Origin of the sequence: Billgrantia gudaonensis (genome assembly GCF_900100195.1) — a bacterium.
GTDB lineage: Bacteria > Pseudomonadota > Gammaproteobacteria > Pseudomonadales > Halomonadaceae > Halomonas > Halomonas gudaonensis.
The window spans coordinates 155,363-172,253 of record NZ_FNES01000002.1 but is presented as its reverse complement, the minus strand read 5'-3'; the positions used below and the strand labels follow the sequence as shown (position 1 = coordinate 172,253).

Here is a 16,891-nt window from a genome sequence, read left to right as displayed (position 1 = left end):
TCGATACTCGGGATGCGGTGACCGGTCTCGGCCGGCCACCGCATCGATGCATGATGCGTCGCATCACTCGGCCGGCACCACCGTTACCACGCCATCCATGTCGCGATTCTCGTGGGGACGGCAGTGGTAGGGGTAGGTACCCGGCTCGTCGAAGGTACGCTCCCAGCTCTCCTCGGGAAACAGGCGCTCCGAGCCGGCATCTTCCTCGGGGAAGTAGATGTCGTGGCTAGTGCGCTTTTCGGCATTGACCCAGCGCACCGTGGTACCCGCTTCGATTTCCAGTTCCGCGGGATGGTAGCCGTATTCGAGCATCTCCACTTCGACCACCGAGTCGCCGGCCAAGGCCGCCCCGCCCGTAAGCAGGGCGGCCAGGGCGGTAGCACCGAGTGTCAGTCGCGGATGTCGCATGAAAGCGTCCTCCCCTGTATGGCGCGTCACTCGACGCGCGTGGCGTTGATCTCCACCATGTCGGCACCGAAGGTCTCGTCGGGATCTTCGACGCCGAAGGCCAGGCCGTACTGCCAGGAAACGTGGTGGAAACGCGAGTCGGCGAAGTCGTCGTGCAGCGCAATGTTGGCACTGTAGAGCTTGTCGAGATCGAGCGGCTTGTCGCCTTCCACGCCGGTCTTGAGCGCACGCGTCAGGTAGGCCGTCCACACGCCGTCTTCCTCTTCGGCGCTGAATACCACGGCCTCGCTGTCACTGAAATGGCGCTCGTCGAGGACGTAGCCGGATTCGGTGGAACCGTCGCCGCTCTTGTAGCGTGCCAGGTTGAGATAGGCGCCGCCGTCGAGCAGCTCCTGGATTTCTCCCTCTTCCTTGAGCTTGTCCCAGCCGCCACGGGGCGTGTCATCACCGCCATCCACCTCGACCTCGGTGCGGCTCTCACCGAGATACTTGGTCACGCCATCGGAGAGGTCCAACCGGTCGACCAGGTCGCTGGTCGCCAGGGCATCCGGCTCCGGCGCATCGGGCATGTGCCGCGAGTCGTGGTGGCAGCTCGCCCAGCAGCCCGCCTGGTCGGCCAGTTCGACACGATCGTCGGAGAGGCTCAACGTCAGCTTGAAGGGGTTGTCGGGATCCATCTTGCCGTCGTTGTCGGCGAAGGGCAGCGGCGCATGCTCGCCTTCCTCCCACTGGAACTGCATGTAGAGGTATTCGTCGTCGAAGGCCGCCTTCACGCTCATCGGCACGTGGCCGCGCTTGTCGCCCAGATCGAAGGTCTCGATCTTCTCGGCGGTGACGGCCATCTCGCCGATGTCAGCCTCTTCGCCCTGGTGGCACCAGATGCAGCGGTCGCCGAAATCGACGGCTCGGCTGCCGCCATGCTCGCCGCCATCCCGAATCCACTCGATGGAGGCCTGACCCGGCAGGAACAGCGTCAGGTCGGTGGCGGCAATGGACTCCCAGTCCAACGATGCGGCTACGTTCTCGTCGACCGCCTTGGCCTCACCCAGGTCTTCCTCTTCGAGCGGCACCGCGGGCTCATCGCTGGCCTCGTCGGCTTCGGCGACCGCAAAGCGGTCTGCCCACACCTCGGACTCATCCCAGTTCTCGGGCAGCTCGTGGGCGATGCCCTGGTGACACTCGATGCAGGTCTGGCCCTGCTCGAAGGCGCGGGAGTGTTCGCGGCTGGCGCGTTTGGCCTGTTCCTCGAGGTCCATGTTCGACCAGTCGTGACAGTTGCGACACTCGCGGGAGTCGGTGGCGAGCATGGATCGCCAGACGTTCTCCGCTAGATCGAGCCGCTTGCCCTCGAACTTCTCCTTGGTGTCGATGGTCCCCAGCATCCAGTGCCATACCTCGCGGCTGGCCTTGATCTTGCGGATCATCTTGGGGCCCCAGGCGTCGGGCACGTGGCAGTCGGAGCACTCGGCACCCACCCCGGTGGCGTTCTCGTAGTGCGGACGATCCTGATACTCCTCATAGACCCAGCTCATCTCGTGGCAAGTCGAACTGCAGAACTTGAGGTTGTTGGTGGCTTCCATCACGGTATTGAAGCCACCCCAGAACAAGATGCCCGCCACGAAGAAAACCACGGCGGCGCTGATCGACGCCCCCATGATCGTGATCTTGCGCCAGTTGCGTGGACGCTCCCCTTGCATGTCAGTCTCCCGAATATGTCGTGACACGAGTTGTCGCTTTCATTGCCTGCCCTGCCGTCGGGTTGTGGTTGTCGTGTCCGGCCCCTTGCCCAGCCACTCCCGCTCGTGACGCAACGGGAGTGGCTGAAGAAGAGGCCGGAGCGCCCGAAGGCGCCCCGGCGGGCTCGGCCATTGATCAGCCGATGTGGTTCTTGCGGTTGTAGACGTTGAACTTGCCGGTCGGCGTGTTCAGGCCTTCGACGCGCGCCTTCTCCTCCAGCGTCTTGTCGTCGTAGACGACGATGGCGCCATCGTCCTGATGGCCTTCGCCGCGGGCCCAGATGGAGACCCACACCTCGGTCCCGGTCTGGTCGTACTCCATGTGCACCGCCACGGCATCATGCTCGGCGGGACGGTCGGCCACGTGGACCTTGGTCAGCTCGCGCGTCTCCTTGTCCATGACCATGACGTACTGGTTGACGTCGGCCTCGGGGTGCAAGGCCTGGTCGATCCAGACGTTGTCGGAGTCGGGGTGCGTGCGCACGAACAGGCCAGGACCTTCGGTCTCGACGCTGTCGCAGATCTGCCACGCCTGATCGGGATGCCCTTCGGGATCGTTGCCCCAGAAGGTCATGCGGCCTTCGCCCAGGTGAGTGGTACCGGCCACCGGGCCGCACTCGGGATCGACCCAGTTGGCACCCGGTCCCGGATGGGGCTTGACGCCGGTTTCCAGCATGCTGATCTTCTTGCGCGTCTCGGTGTCGATGAACACCATCTTGTCGCTCATGTTGGCCGCGATCTGGAAGTAGCGACCGGTCGGATCGAAGAAGCCGTCGTGCAGGTACTCGGCGGTCTCCATCATGTCGACGCGCAGGTTGTCGAGGTCGCTGTAGTCGACCTGCCAGACCTGACCGGACTCCTTGACGTTGACCAGGAAGGTCGGGGCATGCGGCGTGTTGTACAGCGCCGCCACGCGAGCCTCGTTGCGGAAGTTGCCTTCCGTGTCGTAGCTGCGGGTAGAGATGACCTTGAGCGGCTCCAGGGTGTCCGCATCGGTGATCACGGCGTGCGGTGGCCAGTAGGCGCCACCGATGACGTACTTGTCCTTCCACTCGCCGTAGTGGGAAACGGCCACGTCGCGGGCGTCGTAACCGATGAACACCTCGGCGGTGACCTGGGGCGGGTCCATCCACAGGTCGATCTTGGAGAGACGGCCGTCGCGACCCTGGACGTACCAGAAGCGGCCGTCGGAGCTCTCCTTGGCCACGTGCACGGCATAGCCGGTCTCGACCTCGGTGACCAGCTCCTTGGTGTCGGCATCGATGATGCCCATGGCGCCACGGTCACGCAGGATGGTGACCATGAAGTTTTCCCAGTTGAGATCGTGCTGGGGTTCGGTGGGCAGGTCTTCCGGCTCGACGAAGACCTTCCAGCGCTCCTTCATGTCGGCCAGCGACATCTCCGGCGGCTCGACCGGCTCGTTCTGGATGTACTTCGAAATCAGCGTGATCTCTTCCTTGGAGAGCATGCCGTCGAAGTTGTTCATGCCGCCTTCGGTACCCAGCGTGATGATGCTCTCCAGGCGACGCTGGCCCAGCTCCTGGGTATTCTCGGGCAGCAGGTCGGGGCCGGTGGCGCCGCCACGGGTGGTGCCGTGACAGCCCGCACAGCGCTGGAAGTAGATGTCGCTGGCGCGCTCCATTTCTTCCTCGCTCAGCTCCGGTGCCGCGGCCTGGGCGGTGCCCATCATGGCTGCCAGCGGGAAGCTGAGGGCGAAGATCCCCTTGCTCAAAGCTCTCTTGTACATAACACGTGCCTCGCTTGGTTTCCCCTTGGGGTAGTGGCTGGCGGGTGCTCGACCCGGCTGTGGTCGCCGGATTCATTGCCACCCTCCACCTGCGTTAGTAGTAGCAGCTTTGGTCCTGCCCTCACTTGACCGCTGTCAATAGATGCATTCTGGAGTTGACTTATGTCAGATGAGGCAGCAACTAAATCGCCAAAGCGGCACTTGCCCCCTTGACGACTCGGCGCTGGCGCCGGGAATCAGCGCACGGCCAGGGGCGATGGCGAGGTCGACGAAGTCGAGCGAGCCGCGCTAGCGCACAGTTTCTCCCCGGGGACGGCGGTCACCTCGGCACCGCTGGCAAAGTCGCGCAGCGCGGCAACGTCATCGATCCGCACGCAGTTGCCCTCGCAGCTCACGCCGACCTCCTTGAGACGCGCCATGGCTCGCGAGAAGCTCTCCGGCTTCATGCCCAGCCGTCCGGCGATCAACAGCTTGTCGCAGGGCAGCCGTACGGTGGCCGCTCCGGCATCGCGCTGGCACAGCGAGACGATGAACGCCGCCAGACGCTGGTAGGTGGGTTGGTTGGTCAGCTGATCGAGCTGACGTACCAGGTAGCGCAGCATGCTGGAGAGGTTCGCCAGCAGGTTGAGAGCCAGGCCGTGGTTCCGCTCGAGAGTGGTGAGGAAATGATCGGCGGTGAAGATCAGCAGACGGGCATCCTCGGCCACGGCGGCATTCACCGGAAAGCCCAGGCGGTCGAACATGGCCGCTTCGGCAAAGGATTCGCCGCGGGTGAACAGGCCCACCATGCACTCATTGCCATCGGGACTCTCGCGGTAGAGTTTGATCCAACCATCGAGCACCACGTAGAAGCGATCCGCCGGCTCCCCTTGGCTGAACAGCAGGGTGCCGCGCCGATAGCTGCGCTCCAGAGCGCCCGACGTCAGTAGCGCCAGGGTATCGTCGGCAAGCCCCGTGAACAGCGGCACCTGCCGAACGGCCTGCAGGGCGTCTCGACTCAGTGGCGTTTTCATAAGCACCTCCCACGCTAAACGTTGTCGTCTCAGCCCTTGCCGGTTGCCGCATCCACCCGGTCCAGGTTGCTGCGAATGATCTCGGCCTCGCGTGACTCGGACGGCAGCACCTCGAGCAGACGTTCCCAGTGCTGTCTGGCGGTGGCCAGTTCCTGGTTCTGGAACGCCAGACTCCCCGCCATCCACAGCCCCTGAGGATGATCGGGGTCGATGTCCAGCGCCTTCTCGATGAGCGTTGCCGGCTCGCCGCTCAAGCCCCCCTGGCGCTCGGCCAGGAGGTCGGCATAGCGGGTCAGCGCGTCGGGGTCGCGGTCGCCGCCGTGGGCCATGGCCTCTCGGAAGGCCCGCTCCGCGGCGGCAAGGTCATCCAGATACATCTGCGTACGCCCCAGCAGCATCCAGCTGTCGAGATCGCCGGGGCTTTCGGCAAGGCGCCCCTGCAACTGCTGCACCAGCATCTCGAACTCACGCTGGCGGCCCTCTGCCGACACCGGTGGCGCCTCATCCATCGCTGGATCGGCAAGGGCGAAGACCGTCTCGGCACTGCCCACGCCGAGGTAGAGCCCCATGGCCGCAAAGGGCAGACCGCCCAGACAGAGTGCCGCCGCGGCCATTGCCAACCGCCGCGGTCGAGGCCGCGGCGTCGCGCCGTCCTCGGACAGGGCGCCACTGTCGAGCAGCTCGCGCTCCAGGTCGGCCAACGCCAGATCGTACTGCCCCTGGGTCAATGTACCGGCGGCCAGGTCCTGGTCGAGCTCGCGCACGCGGTCACGGTGCACTCCCCGGTTGACGTCCGCCTGGCTGTCGGCCTCCATCCGTGGGGCGGGACGCAGCAGCGGGTAGGCCACGAAGGCCAGCGCCACCAGGCACGACACCAGAGCCGCTATCAGGAACAATCCGTTCATCACCACCCTCCGGAATCAATCGCCACGGCGCAGGCGCTCGAGCACCGCTCGCTCCTCGGCCGTGAACGTGGGTCGCGCCGCCGTGCCGCGACGCCCTCGCACCACCTGCCACCACACCACGCCGCCGACCAGCAACAGCAGGATGGGGCTGGCCCACAGCAGGGCGGTATTGGCCTGCAGCGGAGGGCGATAGCGTACGTAGTCGCCATAGCGCGCCACCATGAAATCGACGATGGCCTCGGCGCTCTGGCCATCACGGGTCATCTCGTAGACGCGCCGCCGCATGTCGCCGGCCAGCGTGGCGTTGGATTCATGAATCGTCTCGCCCTGACACACCGTGCAGCGCAGTTCGCGAATCACTCTCTGGTACTGCTCGCGCTCGGCCTCGCTGTCGAAATCGCCGGGTTCACCGATGGCCAGCGCCAGGGCCAGGCCTGCCGGCAACAGCCAGCCCACCAGCAGCCAGGGCAGTGCGGTGGCCGTTCGCCAGAACCCTCGGGGGAAGCGCCCTGTCATGACGTGGCCTCCCGCTGCTCGGCGCGCAGCTCGTCGATCAGCGGCAATACGTCCTCGCGAATCAGCTCGCGACTCAGAGGCCCGGTACGCTTGTAGCGAATCACGCCATCGGCATCGAGCAGATAGGTCTCCGGCGTGGCGTAGACGCCCCACTCCATGCCGGCATCGCCGTCGGGATCGTAGGCGATGGTGCGGTACGGGTCGTCGCTGATCTCGAGATAGCGCAGCGCCGCCGCACGCTCGTCGCGGTAGTTGATGCCGTGGATGGGAATGCCCTTTTCCGCCAACTCCATGAGCAACGGCTTCTCGGCTCGGCAGGTACTGCACCAGGTGGCCCAGACGTTGACCAGCGCGACCTCACCGGTGAAATCCGCCTCGGTGAGCCGCGTTTCCGGATCTTCCAGCGCGGTGAGCGAGAAGGCGGGCGCCGGCTGCCCTACCAGCGGCGAGGGCAGTTCACGGCTGTCGAGGCCCAGGCCGACCAGGAGCACGCCCAGCAGAGCGAGCACGGCCACCAGGGGTACGAGGATTCGCCATTTCATGTGCCGATTCCTTCTTCCCGAAAGGTAGCGCCCGATGGCCGCACCGCCGCCTTGCGGCGCTGGCGCAGACGGTAGCGCTTGTCCGCCGCGGCCAGCAGGCCACCCAGGGCGAGCAGCAGCGCACCGGACCACATCCAGAACATGTAGGGCTTGTAGTAGAGCCGCAGGCTCCAGGCATCGCCTTCCAGTCGCTCCCCGAGCGAGACATAGACGTCGCGAGTCGGGGCCCGGTGCAACGATGCCTGGTTCATGGGCATGTCGGGCTGGGTATCGTAGTAGCGCCGCTGGGGGACGAGGGTCGCTACCGGCCGGCCGTCGCGCGTCACCTCGAGGGTGGCCTGATCGGCCTCGTAGTTGGGCCCCTCCACGATGGAGACGCTCTCCATGCGGAAGTCGTAGCCCGCTACCGTAGCGCTCTCGCCGGGCGCCAGGCGCACGTCGCGCTCCACTTCATAGGTCTTGACCATGGCGATGGCCACCACCACCAGCGCCAACCCCACGTGGGCCAGGTGCATGCCGATGAACGAGGGCTTCGCCACCCGCCGGAGACGCGTGGCGAGCGGCTGGCGGCGGCTCCCCAGGCGTCGGTGGATATCCTTGCCGGCCGTCAGCACGATCCAGGCCGCCAGCATCAACGACAACGCGGTGAGCGGTCGCCAGGCGCCTGCCGCCAGCGGCCACAGGCCGCCGACGACGATGCTGACGAGGGCAACGCCGCGCAGCTCGCGCAGGATGATCGCCGGGCTGGCCTGCTTCCAGGCCACGCTGGGAGCCAGGCCGACCAGCAGCAGCAGCGGCATCATCAGCGGCGCGAACACGGTATCGAAGAAGGGCGGGCCCACCGATATCTTGCCCAGCCCCAAGGCGCTGAGCACCAGCGGATAGAGCGTGCCGATGAACACCGCCGCGCAGGCCACCGCCAGCAGCACGTTATTGGCCAGCAGCAACGACTCCCGCGAGTAGGCACCGAAGGCACCGCCCAATCCCACCTTGGGCGCTCGCCAGGCGTACAGCGAAAGGGCGCCCAGCAGGGTCAACGCCAGCAGGCCGAGCAGGAAGATGCCGCGCTGCGGATCGGTGGCGAAGGCGTGCACCGAGGTGATCACCCCGGAGCGCACGATGAAGGTGCCGAGCACGGTGAGCGCGAACGTGATGATCGCCAGCATCAGCGTCCATACCTTGAAGCCGCCGCGCTTCTCGGTCACCGCCAGAGAGTGGATCAGCGCGGTGGCGGTCAACCAGGGCAGGAAGGAGGCGTTCTCCACCGGATCCCAGAACCACCAACCGCCCCAGCCCAGCTCGTAGTAGGCCCACCAAGCGCCTACGGCGATGCCCAGCGTCAGGAACACCCAGGCCACGGTGGTCCAGGGCCGCGACCAGCGGGCCCAGGCGGCATCGAGGCGGCCACCGAGCAGCGCGGCGATGGCCAGGGCGAACACCACCGCCGTGCCCACGTAGCCCATGTAGAGCAGCGGCGGATGCAAGATCATGCCCGGATCCTGCAACAGCGGGTTCATGCCGCGTCCGTCGGCCGGACCCGGCACGATGCGTTCGAAGGGGTTGGAAGTGAACACCGTGAAGGCGATGAAGCCCACCGATATCAGCCCCATCACACCCAGCAACCGGGCCAGCATCTCGCGCGGCAGCGCGCGGCTGAAGTTCGCCACGGCCAGGCCCCAGCCGCCCAGGATCAGCGCCCACAGCAGCATCGAGCCTTCGTGGCCACCCCACACCGCCGTGACGCGATAGAGCAGTGGCTGCGAGAGGCTCGAATGGCTCGCCACGTAGCGCACGGAGAAGTCGCTGACCACGAACGTCCAGGTCAGCAGCGCATAGCTGACGGCCAGGAATACGAACTGCCCGGCGGCCAGGAAGCGCCCCGAGCGCATCAGTCGCGCCTCGCCGCAGTGGGCGCCCAGCAGGGGCAATACACCCTGGATCACCGCCAGGCACAGCGCCAGTATCAGGGCGAAGTTACCGAGCTCCGCTACCATGGATGGACCACCTCCTGCCGACGTCGGCGCCAACGGGCACCGCGACCGGTCGTATCGGGTCGGGATGGAGGCCGAATGCCGCCGAATTGGGCGACGACTCGACCGGCATGCCGCGATGGTCCGGCGAACGAGCGATAAAATCCATACTGGATACCTCTTTCCGCTCGCTCCTCGTGATCCAAGTCAAAGTATCCGTCCCGACCCACCAACGACCCGAATGCCGGGCACTCCAGCGCCTGACAAGCCGGCCTGCAGCCCGTAAGCTGATACTCCCCACCTGCAAGGAGCCCTGACCGTGCCGAAACGAACCCTGCTGCCCCTGCTCATGGCTGCCTGCCTGCCACTGGCTGCCTTTGCCGCCAGCGACGACGCCGATCTCACCCTGCACACCAACCACGGCGAGATCGCCATCGAGCTGTTCCAGGAGCAGGCCCCGCAGAGCGTCAACAACTTCCTCACCTACGTGCAGGAAGGCCACTATGCGGGCACGCTCTTCCACCGGGTGATCGACGGCTTCATGATCCAGGGTGGAGGCTTCGACCGGGACCTCCGCCAGAAGCCGACTCGGGACCCCGTGACCAACGAGGCCGACAACGGCCTGTCCAACGACCGCGGCACCCTGGCCATGGCGCGTACCGGCGACCCGCACTCCGCCACCGCCCAGTTCTTCATCAACGTGGCCGACAACGACTTCCTCGACCACCAGAGCAAGGATTCCGGCCAGACCTGGGGCTATGCCGTGTTCGGTCGCGTGATCGAGGGCATGGACGTGGTCGATGCCATCGCCCGGGTGCCCACCGGCAGCCGCGGTCCCTTCCAGGACGTGCCGGAAGACCCCGTGGTGATCGAGAGCGCCGAGATCCACTGACCGCAACGACACGCAAGCCCCCACCACTGAGTGGCGGGGGCCAAGGCATGGAGGGACGACGCCTATCGGTCGTCGAGTCTCGAACCGCGTCGTAGAGCGGACAACAGCAGCACCGCAGCACCTGCCCCGATGGCATTGGCGAGGATATCGGCAGGATCGCCGCCGCTACGCCCCGGTACGGCGAGCTGAGCGACCTCGATGGCAGCGCCGTACAGCAGGGTGACGATGAAAGCCGACGACAGGCGCAGGCCAGCCAGTCCGACGAGTCCCGCCAGCCCGGCATAGCCGAGGAAGTGATTGAGCTTGTCCCAGGGCAGGCGACTGGGCATCTCACCGCCCGGCGTCAGACTGCCCAGCGCGATGACGAAGGCCGCCAGCACGGCCAGCGCCGCCCACAGGCGGCGCCGTTCATGCCAGGTCGCCAGCCATCTAGACGCTGGCATGCTCGATGGAGCGGTGATAAAGCGGGCTCAGCTCGTGCAGCGCCTCCATGAAGGCGGTGACCCGATCGGGATCGGTGAACTGACTGATGCCGTGGCCCAGGTTGAAGACGTGCCCCGGTCCCTGACCGTAACTGTCGAGAATGCGCGCCACCTCGGCACGAATCGCTGCCGGACGGGCGAACAGCACATTGGGATCCAGGTTGCCCTGCAGCGCCACCTTGTGGCCCACCCGCGCCCGAGCGTCGGCCAATTCGGTACTCCAATCCAGACCCACGGCATCCGGACCTGCCAGCGCGATGTCCTCCAGCCACTGACCGCCATTCTTGGTGAACAGGATCACCGGTACTCGGCGCCCGTCATGCTCGCGGATCAGACCGGCGACGATCTGCTCCATGTAGCGCAGCGAGAACTCCAGATAGGCCGGCGTGGAGAGCGCACCGCCCCAGGTATCGAAGATCTGCACGGCCTGGGCGCCGGCACGAATCTGGGCGTTGAGGTAATCGGTGACCGCCGCCGCCAGGGTGTCGAGCAGCTCGTGCATCACGCTCGGCATGTCATAGAGCATGGTCTTCACGTGGCGAAAGTCCTTGCTCGAAGCGCCCTCGACCATGTAGGTGGCCAGTGTCCAGGGGCTGCCCGAGAAGCCGATCAGAGGCACGCGACCGTCGAGTTCGCGGCGAATGGTCGACACGGCGCGCATCACGTAGTCCAGGTCGCGCTCGGCATCCGGCGCGGCGAGTGCCGCCACATCCTCGGCACTGCGCACCGGCTTGCGGAATTTCGGCCCCTCGCCGGTCTCGAAGTAGAGCCCCAGCCCCATGGCATCCGGAATGGTGAGGATGTCCGAGAAGAGGATCGCCGCATCCAGCGGGTAGCGCTCCAGCGGCTGCAGGGTGACTTCGCAGGCCAGATCGTGGTTGCGACACAAGTCCATGAAGCTGCCGGCCTCGGCGCGGGTCGCACGATACTCCGGCAGGTAGCGGCCGGCCTGGCGCATCATCCACACTGGGGTACGGTCGACGGGCTGGCGCGCCAGGGCGCGTAGAAAGCGGTCGTTCTTGAGTTCCATGCAGGCGGTCATCCACAGGAAATGTCGCGACATTGTAGCGCATCGTTCGGGCTGCGGCTTGACCGAGGCCAAGTTCGGCGCCCCGCATGGACCGTGAGCCCGACCGGCGTTCCTGCTAGAATGGCGAGTCCGTTTCCGGCAGCGCCGTGGTCTTTCACCCGAGGTACCCCGTGACGATTCGATTCATCGCCGCCTCCCGGCTGCCCACCCCCTGGGCCACCTTCACCATGCATGGCTTCGAGGACGAGGCCACCGGCAAGGATCACATCGCTCTGACGCTGGGCGACGTGGCCGATGGCGAGCCGGTGCTGGGGCGAGTGCACTCCGAATGTCTGACCGGCGATGCGCTGTTCTCGATGCGCTGCGACTGCGGCTACCAGCTGCAGGAAGCGCTGAAGCGCATCGCCGACGAGGGGCGCGGCGTGCTGCTCTATCTGCGCCAGGAAGGGCGCGGCATCGGATTGCTCAACAAGATCCGCGCCTACCATCTGCAGGACCAGGGCGCCGACACCGTGGAGGCCAACGAGCGTCTCGGCTTCGGCGCCGACCTGCGCCGCTACGATCTCTGCGTGCCGATGCTCGAGCACCTGGGCGTCGCCGCCCTGCGGCTGATGACCAACAACCCGCGCAAGGTCGCCGCACTCACCGAAGCCGGCGTCAACGTCACCGAACGGGTTCCGCTGACCACCGGTCTCAACCCGCACAATGAGCACTACCTCTCCACCAAGGCCGGCAAGCTCGGCCACATGATGGCGCTGGGCGATTTCACCCAGGCCAGTGACGTGGACATCGAGCGCAAGCCCTGAACCGCAACCGATACGAACCGTTATCGGCTTCGTCTGTCCCATTCTAGAATGGGCGTGTAACGACGCACGTTTCGACACGACGGCCACGGGATCTCGGACATGGACAAGCGCGACAGAGCGGCAGGGCACGACTTCTCGCGGATGGAAGAGTTGCTGCACAGCGTCAGTCACGGGATCGGAGCCGGCCTCAGCCTCGCGGGGGTCGTGGTTCTATTGGTACTGGTCGTCCTGTCCGCCGATGTCGATCCGTGGAAGCTGGTCGGCATCAGCCTCTATGGCGCCAGCCTGGTCCTGCTCTATACCGCTTCGGCCCTCTACCACGCTTTCCGCCATCCCCGACTGAAGCACCTGTTCCAACTCTTCGACCACTGCGCCATCTACCTGCTGATCGCCGGCACCTATACCCCTTTCCTGCTGGTCAACATGCGCGGCGCGACGGGCTGGACCCTGTTCGCCATCGTCTGGGGCCTGGCAGTGGGCGGCATCGCCTGCAAGCTCTGCTGGCCCCACCGCTTCACCGCCCTGCGTATCACCATTTACCTGGTGATGGGCTGGCTGATCGTCTTCGCCAGCGGCGAGATGGCGGTCAGCCTCTCGGCAACCGGCATTGCGCTGCTCGTCGCCGGCGGCATCACCTACACTCTCGGCACGATCTTCTATGCCGTTCGCGCGATCCCCTTTCACCACGCCATCTGGCACCTGTTCGTCCTCGGCGGCAGCGCTTTCCACTACTTTGCGGTGTACACCGCGGTGCTGCCCCACACCGCTTGAGCGGCCAGGACGCCCTCAGGCCGCGCGCGCCTTGCGGATGCGCTCGTAGGCATTGGCAATCTCGCTGGTACGCTGCTGAGCGACCTCGCGCATGCTCTCCGGCAGGCCCTTGGCGGCGAGCTTGTCGGGATGATTCTGGCTCATCAGGCGGCGGTAGGCTTTCTTGAGTTCGGAGTCGCTCGCGTCTTCCTCGACCCCCAGCACCCGATAAGCCTCGTCGAGGGACGTCGCCCGGTCGCTCGCCGACTCGGCGGCGCCATGCAGTATGGCCTCGATCTGGGCGACCTCCGCCTCCGAGCAGCCCAACCCGCGCACCACCCGCATCAGCATGTCGTGCTCGGCGGGATGCAGTTGCCCGTCGGCAGCGACTGCCGCCAACTGGACCTGCAAGAACACCTGGCGCATGGCCGGCTGGCTGCCCACGATCCCCCGGACCTTGGCCAGCTCCGCCTCCAGGTCGAAGTCCGCCGACTTGCCGCGGGTGAAGTCGGCCCGAGCCTTGGCGCGCTGGGCCTCGTTCAAGCGCAGGCGATCCCACAGCTGGCGCGACGCATCCAGTTCATCCTCGGTGACCTGGCCATCGGCCTTGCACAGGCAACCCATGACCGCAAAGGTCGATTCCAGGAACTGCGCCTGGGCTTCGGCCAGTCGGCCCAGGGCACTGCGCCGCAGACGCTGGGCGAGCCAGTAGCCCAACCCACCGCCTACCAGCATGCCCAGCGGTCCTCCAATCCAGAAGCCCAGGAAGGCACCGATCAGCATGGCCATCAACATGTCGTTCGTCTCCCCGTGTCGCACCCTTCCACGTCACCGGCTTCCAGCCGCCGACGAATCGTCGCCTCGATGCCGTCCGCATCGAGACCGCAGTCGGTGAGCAGCTCGGCCGGCTTGCCGTGCTCGACGAAGACATCGGGCAGGCCGAGATGGAGCAACGCCACCGCCACTCCTTCGGCCGCCAGCAGCTCGCCCACCGCGCTGCCGGCCCCGCCGGCCACCACGTTTTCCTCCAGCGTTACCAGCAGGTCATGGTCGGCGGCAGCGGCGAGCACGGCCTGGCGGTCGAGCGGCTTCACCGAACGCATGTTGACATGGCTGGCATCGAGACGTTCGGCGACCTCGCCCGCCGGGCCGTTGAGGCTGCCGAAGGCGAGCAGGGCGATTCGCCGTCCCGGCTCGGCGCCGCTTCGGCGCCGCGGCTGGGCCGTGCCGATGGGCAAGGCTTCCAGATGGTCGGGGATCGCCACTCCCGGACCGGTACCGCGCGGATAGCGAACTGCTGCCGGGCCAGGATGGTGATAGGCGGCGCTGAGCATGGCACGGCACTCCGCTTCGTCGGCCGGCGCCAGCACCACCATCCCCGGCACGCAGCGCAGATAGCTGAGATCCAGGGCGCCATGATGGGTCGGGCCATCCTCGCCGACCAGGCCGGCACGGTCGAGAGCGAAGGTGACGTCGAGCCCCTGTACCGCCACGTCGTGGATCAGCTGGTCGTAGCCGCGCTGCAGGAAGGTGGAATAGATCGCCACCACCGGCTTCATCGCCTCGCAGGCCATGCCGGCGGCGAGCGTCACCGCGTGCTGCTCGGCGATCGCCACATCGAAGTAGCGCTCCGGATACTCCCGGGAGAAGCGCACCAGGTCGGAACCCTCGCGCATCGCCGGGGTGATGCCGATCAGCCGTGCATCGGCCGCGGCCATGTCGCACAGCCAGTCGCCGAAGACGTTGCAATACTTCTTCGGCTTGGGCTTGGGTGCCGCCGGCTTGAGCGGCGGTGGCGTGTCGCCGTTCTTCTCCAGCTTGGTGATGGCGTGGTAGCCGATGGGATCCGCCTCGGCGGGCAGGAAGCCGCGGCCCTTGCAGGTCTTGACGTGCAGGAACTGCGGCCCTTCCAGGTCGCGAATGTTGCGCAGCGTCTGGGCCAGCGTCGGCAGGTCATGACCGTCGATGGGCCCGATGTAGTTGAACCCCATCTCCTCGAAGAGCGTGGCCGGGCTGACCATGCCCTTCATGTGCTCCTCGGTGCGACGCGCCAGTTCCAGGGCGCCGGGCAGGTGAGCCAGCACCTTCTTGCTCTCCTCGCGCATGGCGAGATAGGGCTTGCTGGAGAGAACGTTCGCCAAGTAGCTGGCGATGCCGCCGACGTTTTCGGAGATCGACATCTCGTTGTCGTTGAGCACCACCAGCAGGTTGGCATCGACGTGGCCGGCATGGGCAAGCGCCTCGAAGGCCATGCCTGCGGTGAGCGCGCCGTCGCCGATCACCGCGCACACGCGGCGTTTCTCGCCGCTCGTGCGGGACGCCAGGGCCATGCCCAGCGCCGCGGAGATCGAGGTACTGGAATGGCCCACGCCAAAGGTGTCGTATTGCGACTCGGCGCGCCGTGGGAAGGCCGCCAGGCCGCCATGCTGGCGGATGGTGGTCATCGCCTCGCGGCGTCCGGTGAGGATCTTGTGCGGGTAGGCCTGGTGCCCCACGTCCCACACCAGGCGATCGTGGGGCGTTTCCAGCGCGTGGTGCAGGGCGACGGTGAGTTCGACCACGCCCAGACCGGCGCCGAAGTGACCGCCGGAAACCCCCACGCTGTAGAGCAGGTAGGCGCGAAGCTCATCGGCCACCTGCGCGAGCTGGGCCGTGTTCATCGCCCGCAACGCCGAGGGCGTATCCAGGGTGTCGAGCAGCGGCGTGTACGGGCGCTCGGCGGGAATGTCGTCGTAGAGCTTCATGAATGCCCTGTGGTGTCAGTGGTCACGTTCGATCATGTAACGGGCCAGTTCGGCCAACGGCGCCGCGGCATCACCCAGCGGCGCGAGTGCGGCAACGGCCTCGTCGACCAGTTCGCCAGCCCGCCGGCGCGCGCCCTCCAGCCCCAGCAGGGCCGGATAGGTGGGCTTGTCGCGCGCCGCATCGGCACCGGAGGCCTTGCCCAGAGTGCCGGTGTCGCCGGCCACGTCGAGCACGTCGTCATGGATCTGGAAGGCCAAGCCGATGGCGGCGGCGTAGTGCGACAATGCCGCCACCCGCGGGTCCGTTTCGTCCACGGCAGCCAGCGCCCCCAGACGCACGGCAGCGCCGATCAGGGCCCCGGTCTTGTGAGCGTGCACGCGAGCCAGCGTCTCGACGTCAGGGTGGCCGCCCACCGCGGCGAGGTCCAGCGCCTGGCCGCCGACCATGCCGTCGCGACCCGCGGCTTCGGCCAGGGTCCGCATCTGGGCCGGCAAGCGCGGGTGCGAGATCCCGGCCAGCACCTCGAAGGCCAGACACTGCAGGGCGTCCCCGGCGAGGATCGCCGTCGCCTCGTCGAAGGCCTTGTGCACCGTGGGCTGGCCACGGCGCAAGTCATCATCGTCCATGGCGGGCAGATCGTCGTGCACCAGCGAGTAGGCATGGATCAGCTCCACGGCGGCGGCCGGCGCATCCAGCACCGCGTCGTCGGCGCCCAGGGCTCGGCCGGAGAGATACACCAGCACCGGGCGCAGCCGCTTGCCGCCGACCAGCACGCCGTGGCGCATGGCGGCCTCGAGACGCGGCGCCGTCATCCGGCGCCCCTCGAACAACCCCGCCAGGTAGGCGTCGACTCGCGCACGATCGGCGGCCAGGCGCGCGGTCAGTGAGTCAGCGTTCACCCTCGCCCTCCGTCGGGTCGGCGAACGGCTGGAGGTCGGCGCTACCGTCGCCGCGCTCGGTCAGGGTGCGCACGCGCAGCTCGGCTTCGTCCAGCCGGCGCTGGGCATCGCGGGTCAGCCTCACGCCCTCCTCGAAGGCGGAGAGCGCCCCTTCCAGCGACAGTTCGCCGCCTTCCAGCTGCTCCACCAGCCGCTCCAGCCGCGCCACGGTGGCCGCGAAATCGGCCTCGCCGGAGGCGTCACCCGCGGCCGGGGATGATGACCGGTCATGCTCTACCATGGCTCGCTACTCGTCACCGCTGTGTCGAAATTCCAGGAGGCGACAGTATACACGCTCTGCCCCCGGGGTCGTCTGCCCAACATGCAGGGCGCTCATTCACGCAGCGCAGCCTTTTCATCGTCGTGGCGACCCGCTGTGTTAAGATATGTGCCCTGTTTCCCGCCCGATCC

General features: G+C 66.7%; 17 protein-coding genes. 3 read left to right on the top strand and 14 right to left on the bottom strand.

Going from position 1 to position 16,891, the window contains the following annotated elements; translation table 11 throughout:
* Positions 1-63: 63 nt before the first annotated feature.
* From BLP96_RS02880 to BLP96_RS02845, 8 genes are all read right to left on the bottom strand, one after another.
* Positions 64-408, bottom strand: coding sequence for a cupredoxin domain-containing protein (locus BLP96_RS02880; RefSeq protein WP_089682894.1), 345 nt, complete (start codon positions 406-408; stop codon positions 64-66).
* 26 nt (positions 409-434) lie between these two features.
* The gene (locus tag BLP96_RS02875; protein ID WP_245682144.1) at positions 435-2,105 is read right to left on the bottom strand and encodes a NapC/NirT family cytochrome c; all 1,671 of its coding nucleotides are present in this window, start codon (positions 2,103-2,105) and stop codon (positions 435-437) included.
* 175 nt (positions 2,106-2,280) lie between these two features.
* Positions 2,281-3,891, bottom strand: coding sequence for a cytochrome D1 domain-containing protein (locus BLP96_RS02870; protein ID WP_089682892.1), 1,611 nt, complete (start codon positions 3,889-3,891; stop codon positions 2,281-2,283).
* Positions 3,892-4,127: 236 nt separating this feature from the next.
* Entirely contained in the window at positions 4,128-4,904 is a 777-nt protein-coding gene (locus BLP96_RS02865) for a Crp/Fnr family transcriptional regulator (RefSeq protein ID WP_089682890.1), read from the bottom strand.
* Between the two features lie 29 nt (positions 4,905-4,933).
* Positions 4,934-5,809, bottom strand: a complete 876-nt coding sequence (ccmI, locus tag BLP96_RS02860) for a c-type cytochrome biogenesis protein CcmI (protein WP_089682889.1) — start codon at positions 5,807-5,809, stop codon at positions 4,934-4,936.
* A gap of 15 nt (positions 5,810-5,824) precedes the next feature.
* The gene (locus tag BLP96_RS02855) at positions 5,825-6,325 is read right to left on the bottom strand and encodes a cytochrome c-type biogenesis protein (protein WP_089682887.1); all 501 of its coding nucleotides are present in this window, start codon (positions 6,323-6,325) and stop codon (positions 5,825-5,827) included.
* Positions 6,322-6,867, bottom strand: a complete 546-nt coding sequence (locus BLP96_RS02850; RefSeq protein WP_089682886.1) for a DsbE family thiol:disulfide interchange protein — start codon at positions 6,865-6,867, stop codon at positions 6,322-6,324. Before BLP96_RS02850 ends, BLP96_RS02855 begins: the two co-directional genes overlap by 4 nt.
* Entirely contained in the window at positions 6,864-8,861 is a 1,998-nt protein-coding gene (locus tag BLP96_RS02845) for a heme lyase CcmF/NrfE family subunit (RefSeq protein WP_089682884.1), read from the bottom strand. The genes BLP96_RS02850 and BLP96_RS02845 overlap by 4 nt, the downstream gene beginning before the upstream one ends.
* Before the next feature lie 325 nt (positions 8,862-9,186).
* Between BLP96_RS02845 and BLP96_RS02840 the strand changes: the two genes are divergently transcribed.
* Complete coding sequence (locus BLP96_RS02840) at positions 9,187-9,729, top strand: peptidylprolyl isomerase (protein WP_089683362.1); 543 nt, start codon at positions 9,187-9,189, stop codon at positions 9,727-9,729.
* Between the two features lie 62 nt (positions 9,730-9,791).
* On the opposite strand, the gene BLP96_RS02835 is transcribed toward BLP96_RS02840, so the two are convergent.
* Together BLP96_RS02835 and hemE are read right to left on the bottom strand one after the other, a co-directional pair.
* Positions 9,792-10,172 carry a VanZ family protein gene (locus BLP96_RS02835; protein ID WP_089682882.1) on the bottom strand — a complete coding sequence of 127 codons (381 nt, stop codon included), beginning with the start codon at positions 10,170-10,172 and terminating at the stop codon, positions 9,792-9,794.
* Entirely contained in the window at positions 10,159-11,241 is a 1,083-nt protein-coding gene (hemE, locus tag BLP96_RS02830) for a uroporphyrinogen decarboxylase (RefSeq protein WP_089683360.1), read from the bottom strand. Before hemE ends, BLP96_RS02835 begins: the two co-directional genes overlap by 14 nt.
* Positions 11,242-11,411: 170 nt before the next feature.
* Here hemE and ribA point away from each other — a divergent pair, with 170 nt between their 5' ends.
* Positions 11,412-12,047, top strand: a complete 636-nt coding sequence (gene ribA, locus BLP96_RS02825; protein ID WP_089682880.1) for a GTP cyclohydrolase II — start codon at positions 11,412-11,414, stop codon at positions 12,045-12,047.
* A gap of 99 nt (positions 12,048-12,146) precedes the next feature.
* Positions 12,147-12,818, top strand: coding sequence for a PAQR family membrane homeostasis protein TrhA (gene trhA, locus BLP96_RS02820; protein WP_089682879.1), 672 nt, complete (start codon positions 12,147-12,149; stop codon positions 12,816-12,818).
* Between the two features lie 15 nt (positions 12,819-12,833).
* On the opposite strand, the gene djlA is transcribed toward trhA, so the two are convergent.
* From djlA to BLP96_RS02800, 4 genes are read right to left on the bottom strand one after another with little or no spacing between them, the layout of a single operon-like run.
* On the bottom strand, positions 12,834-13,592 hold the full coding sequence (djlA, locus tag BLP96_RS02815; RefSeq protein ID WP_089682877.1) for a co-chaperone DjlA: 759 nt from the start codon (positions 13,590-13,592) through the stop codon (positions 12,834-12,836).
* On the bottom strand, positions 13,586-15,541 hold the full coding sequence (gene dxs / locus BLP96_RS02810) for a 1-deoxy-D-xylulose-5-phosphate synthase (protein ID WP_089682875.1): 1,956 nt from the start codon (positions 15,539-15,541) through the stop codon (positions 13,586-13,588). The genes djlA and dxs overlap by 7 nt, the downstream gene beginning before the upstream one ends.
* Before the next feature lie 15 nt (positions 15,542-15,556).
* A complete protein-coding gene (locus BLP96_RS02805) occupies positions 15,557-16,441 on the bottom strand; it encodes a farnesyl diphosphate synthase (RefSeq protein WP_245682143.1) in 885 nt (294 codons plus the stop codon).
* A complete protein-coding gene (locus BLP96_RS02800) occupies positions 16,431-16,721 on the bottom strand; it encodes an exodeoxyribonuclease VII small subunit (RefSeq protein ID WP_089682873.1) in 291 nt (96 codons plus the stop codon). The genes BLP96_RS02805 and BLP96_RS02800 overlap by 11 nt, the downstream gene beginning before the upstream one ends.
* Positions 16,722-16,891: the final 170 nt, after the last annotated feature.

Bases quoted from the DNA above. Each gene is read 5' to 3' on its own strand.
- BLP96_RS02880 (WP_089682894.1), bottom strand. From the start codon at position 408: ATGCGACATCCGCGACTGACACTCGGTGCTACCGCCCTGGCCGCCCTG.
- BLP96_RS02875 (WP_245682144.1), bottom strand. From the start codon at position 2,105: ATGCAAGGGGAGCGTCCACGCAACTGGCGCAAGATCACGATCATGGGG.
- BLP96_RS02870 (WP_089682892.1), bottom strand. From the start codon at position 3,891: ATGTACAAGAGAGCTTTGAGCAAGGGGATCTTCGCCCTCAGCTTCCCG.
- BLP96_RS02865 (WP_089682890.1), bottom strand. From the start codon at position 4,904: ATGAAAACGCCACTGAGTCGAGACGCCCTGCAGGCCGTTCGGCAGGTG.
- ccmI (WP_089682889.1), bottom strand. From the start codon at position 5,809: ATGAACGGATTGTTCCTGATAGCGGCTCTGGTGTCGTGCCTGGTGGCG.
- BLP96_RS02855 (WP_089682887.1), bottom strand. From the start codon at position 6,325: ATGACAGGGCGCTTCCCCCGAGGGTTCTGGCGAACGGCCACCGCACTG.
- BLP96_RS02850 (WP_089682886.1), bottom strand. From the start codon at position 6,867: ATGAAATGGCGAATCCTCGTACCCCTGGTGGCCGTGCTCGCTCTGCTG.
- BLP96_RS02845 (WP_089682884.1), bottom strand. From the start codon at position 8,861: ATGGTAGCGGAGCTCGGTAACTTCGCCCTGATACTGGCGCTGTGCCTG.
- BLP96_RS02840 (WP_089683362.1), top strand. From the start codon at position 9,187: ATGGCTGCCTGCCTGCCACTGGCTGCCTTTGCCGCCAGCGACGACGCC.
- BLP96_RS02835 (WP_089682882.1), bottom strand. From the start codon at position 10,172: ATGCCAGCGTCTAGATGGCTGGCGACCTGGCATGAACGGCGCCGCCTG.
- hemE (WP_089683360.1), bottom strand. From the start codon at position 11,241: ATGGAACTCAAGAACGACCGCTTTCTACGCGCCCTGGCGCGCCAGCCC.
- trhA (WP_089682879.1), top strand. From the start codon at position 12,147: ATGGACAAGCGCGACAGAGCGGCAGGGCACGACTTCTCGCGGATGGAA.
- djlA (WP_089682877.1), bottom strand. From the start codon at position 13,592: ATGTTGATGGCCATGCTGATCGGTGCCTTCCTGGGCTTCTGGATTGGA.
- dxs (WP_089682875.1), bottom strand. From the start codon at position 15,541: ATGAAGCTCTACGACGACATTCCCGCCGAGCGCCCGTACACGCCGCTG.
- BLP96_RS02800 (WP_089682873.1), bottom strand. From the start codon at position 16,721: ATGGTAGAGCATGACCGGTCATCATCCCCGGCCGCGGGTGACGCCTCC.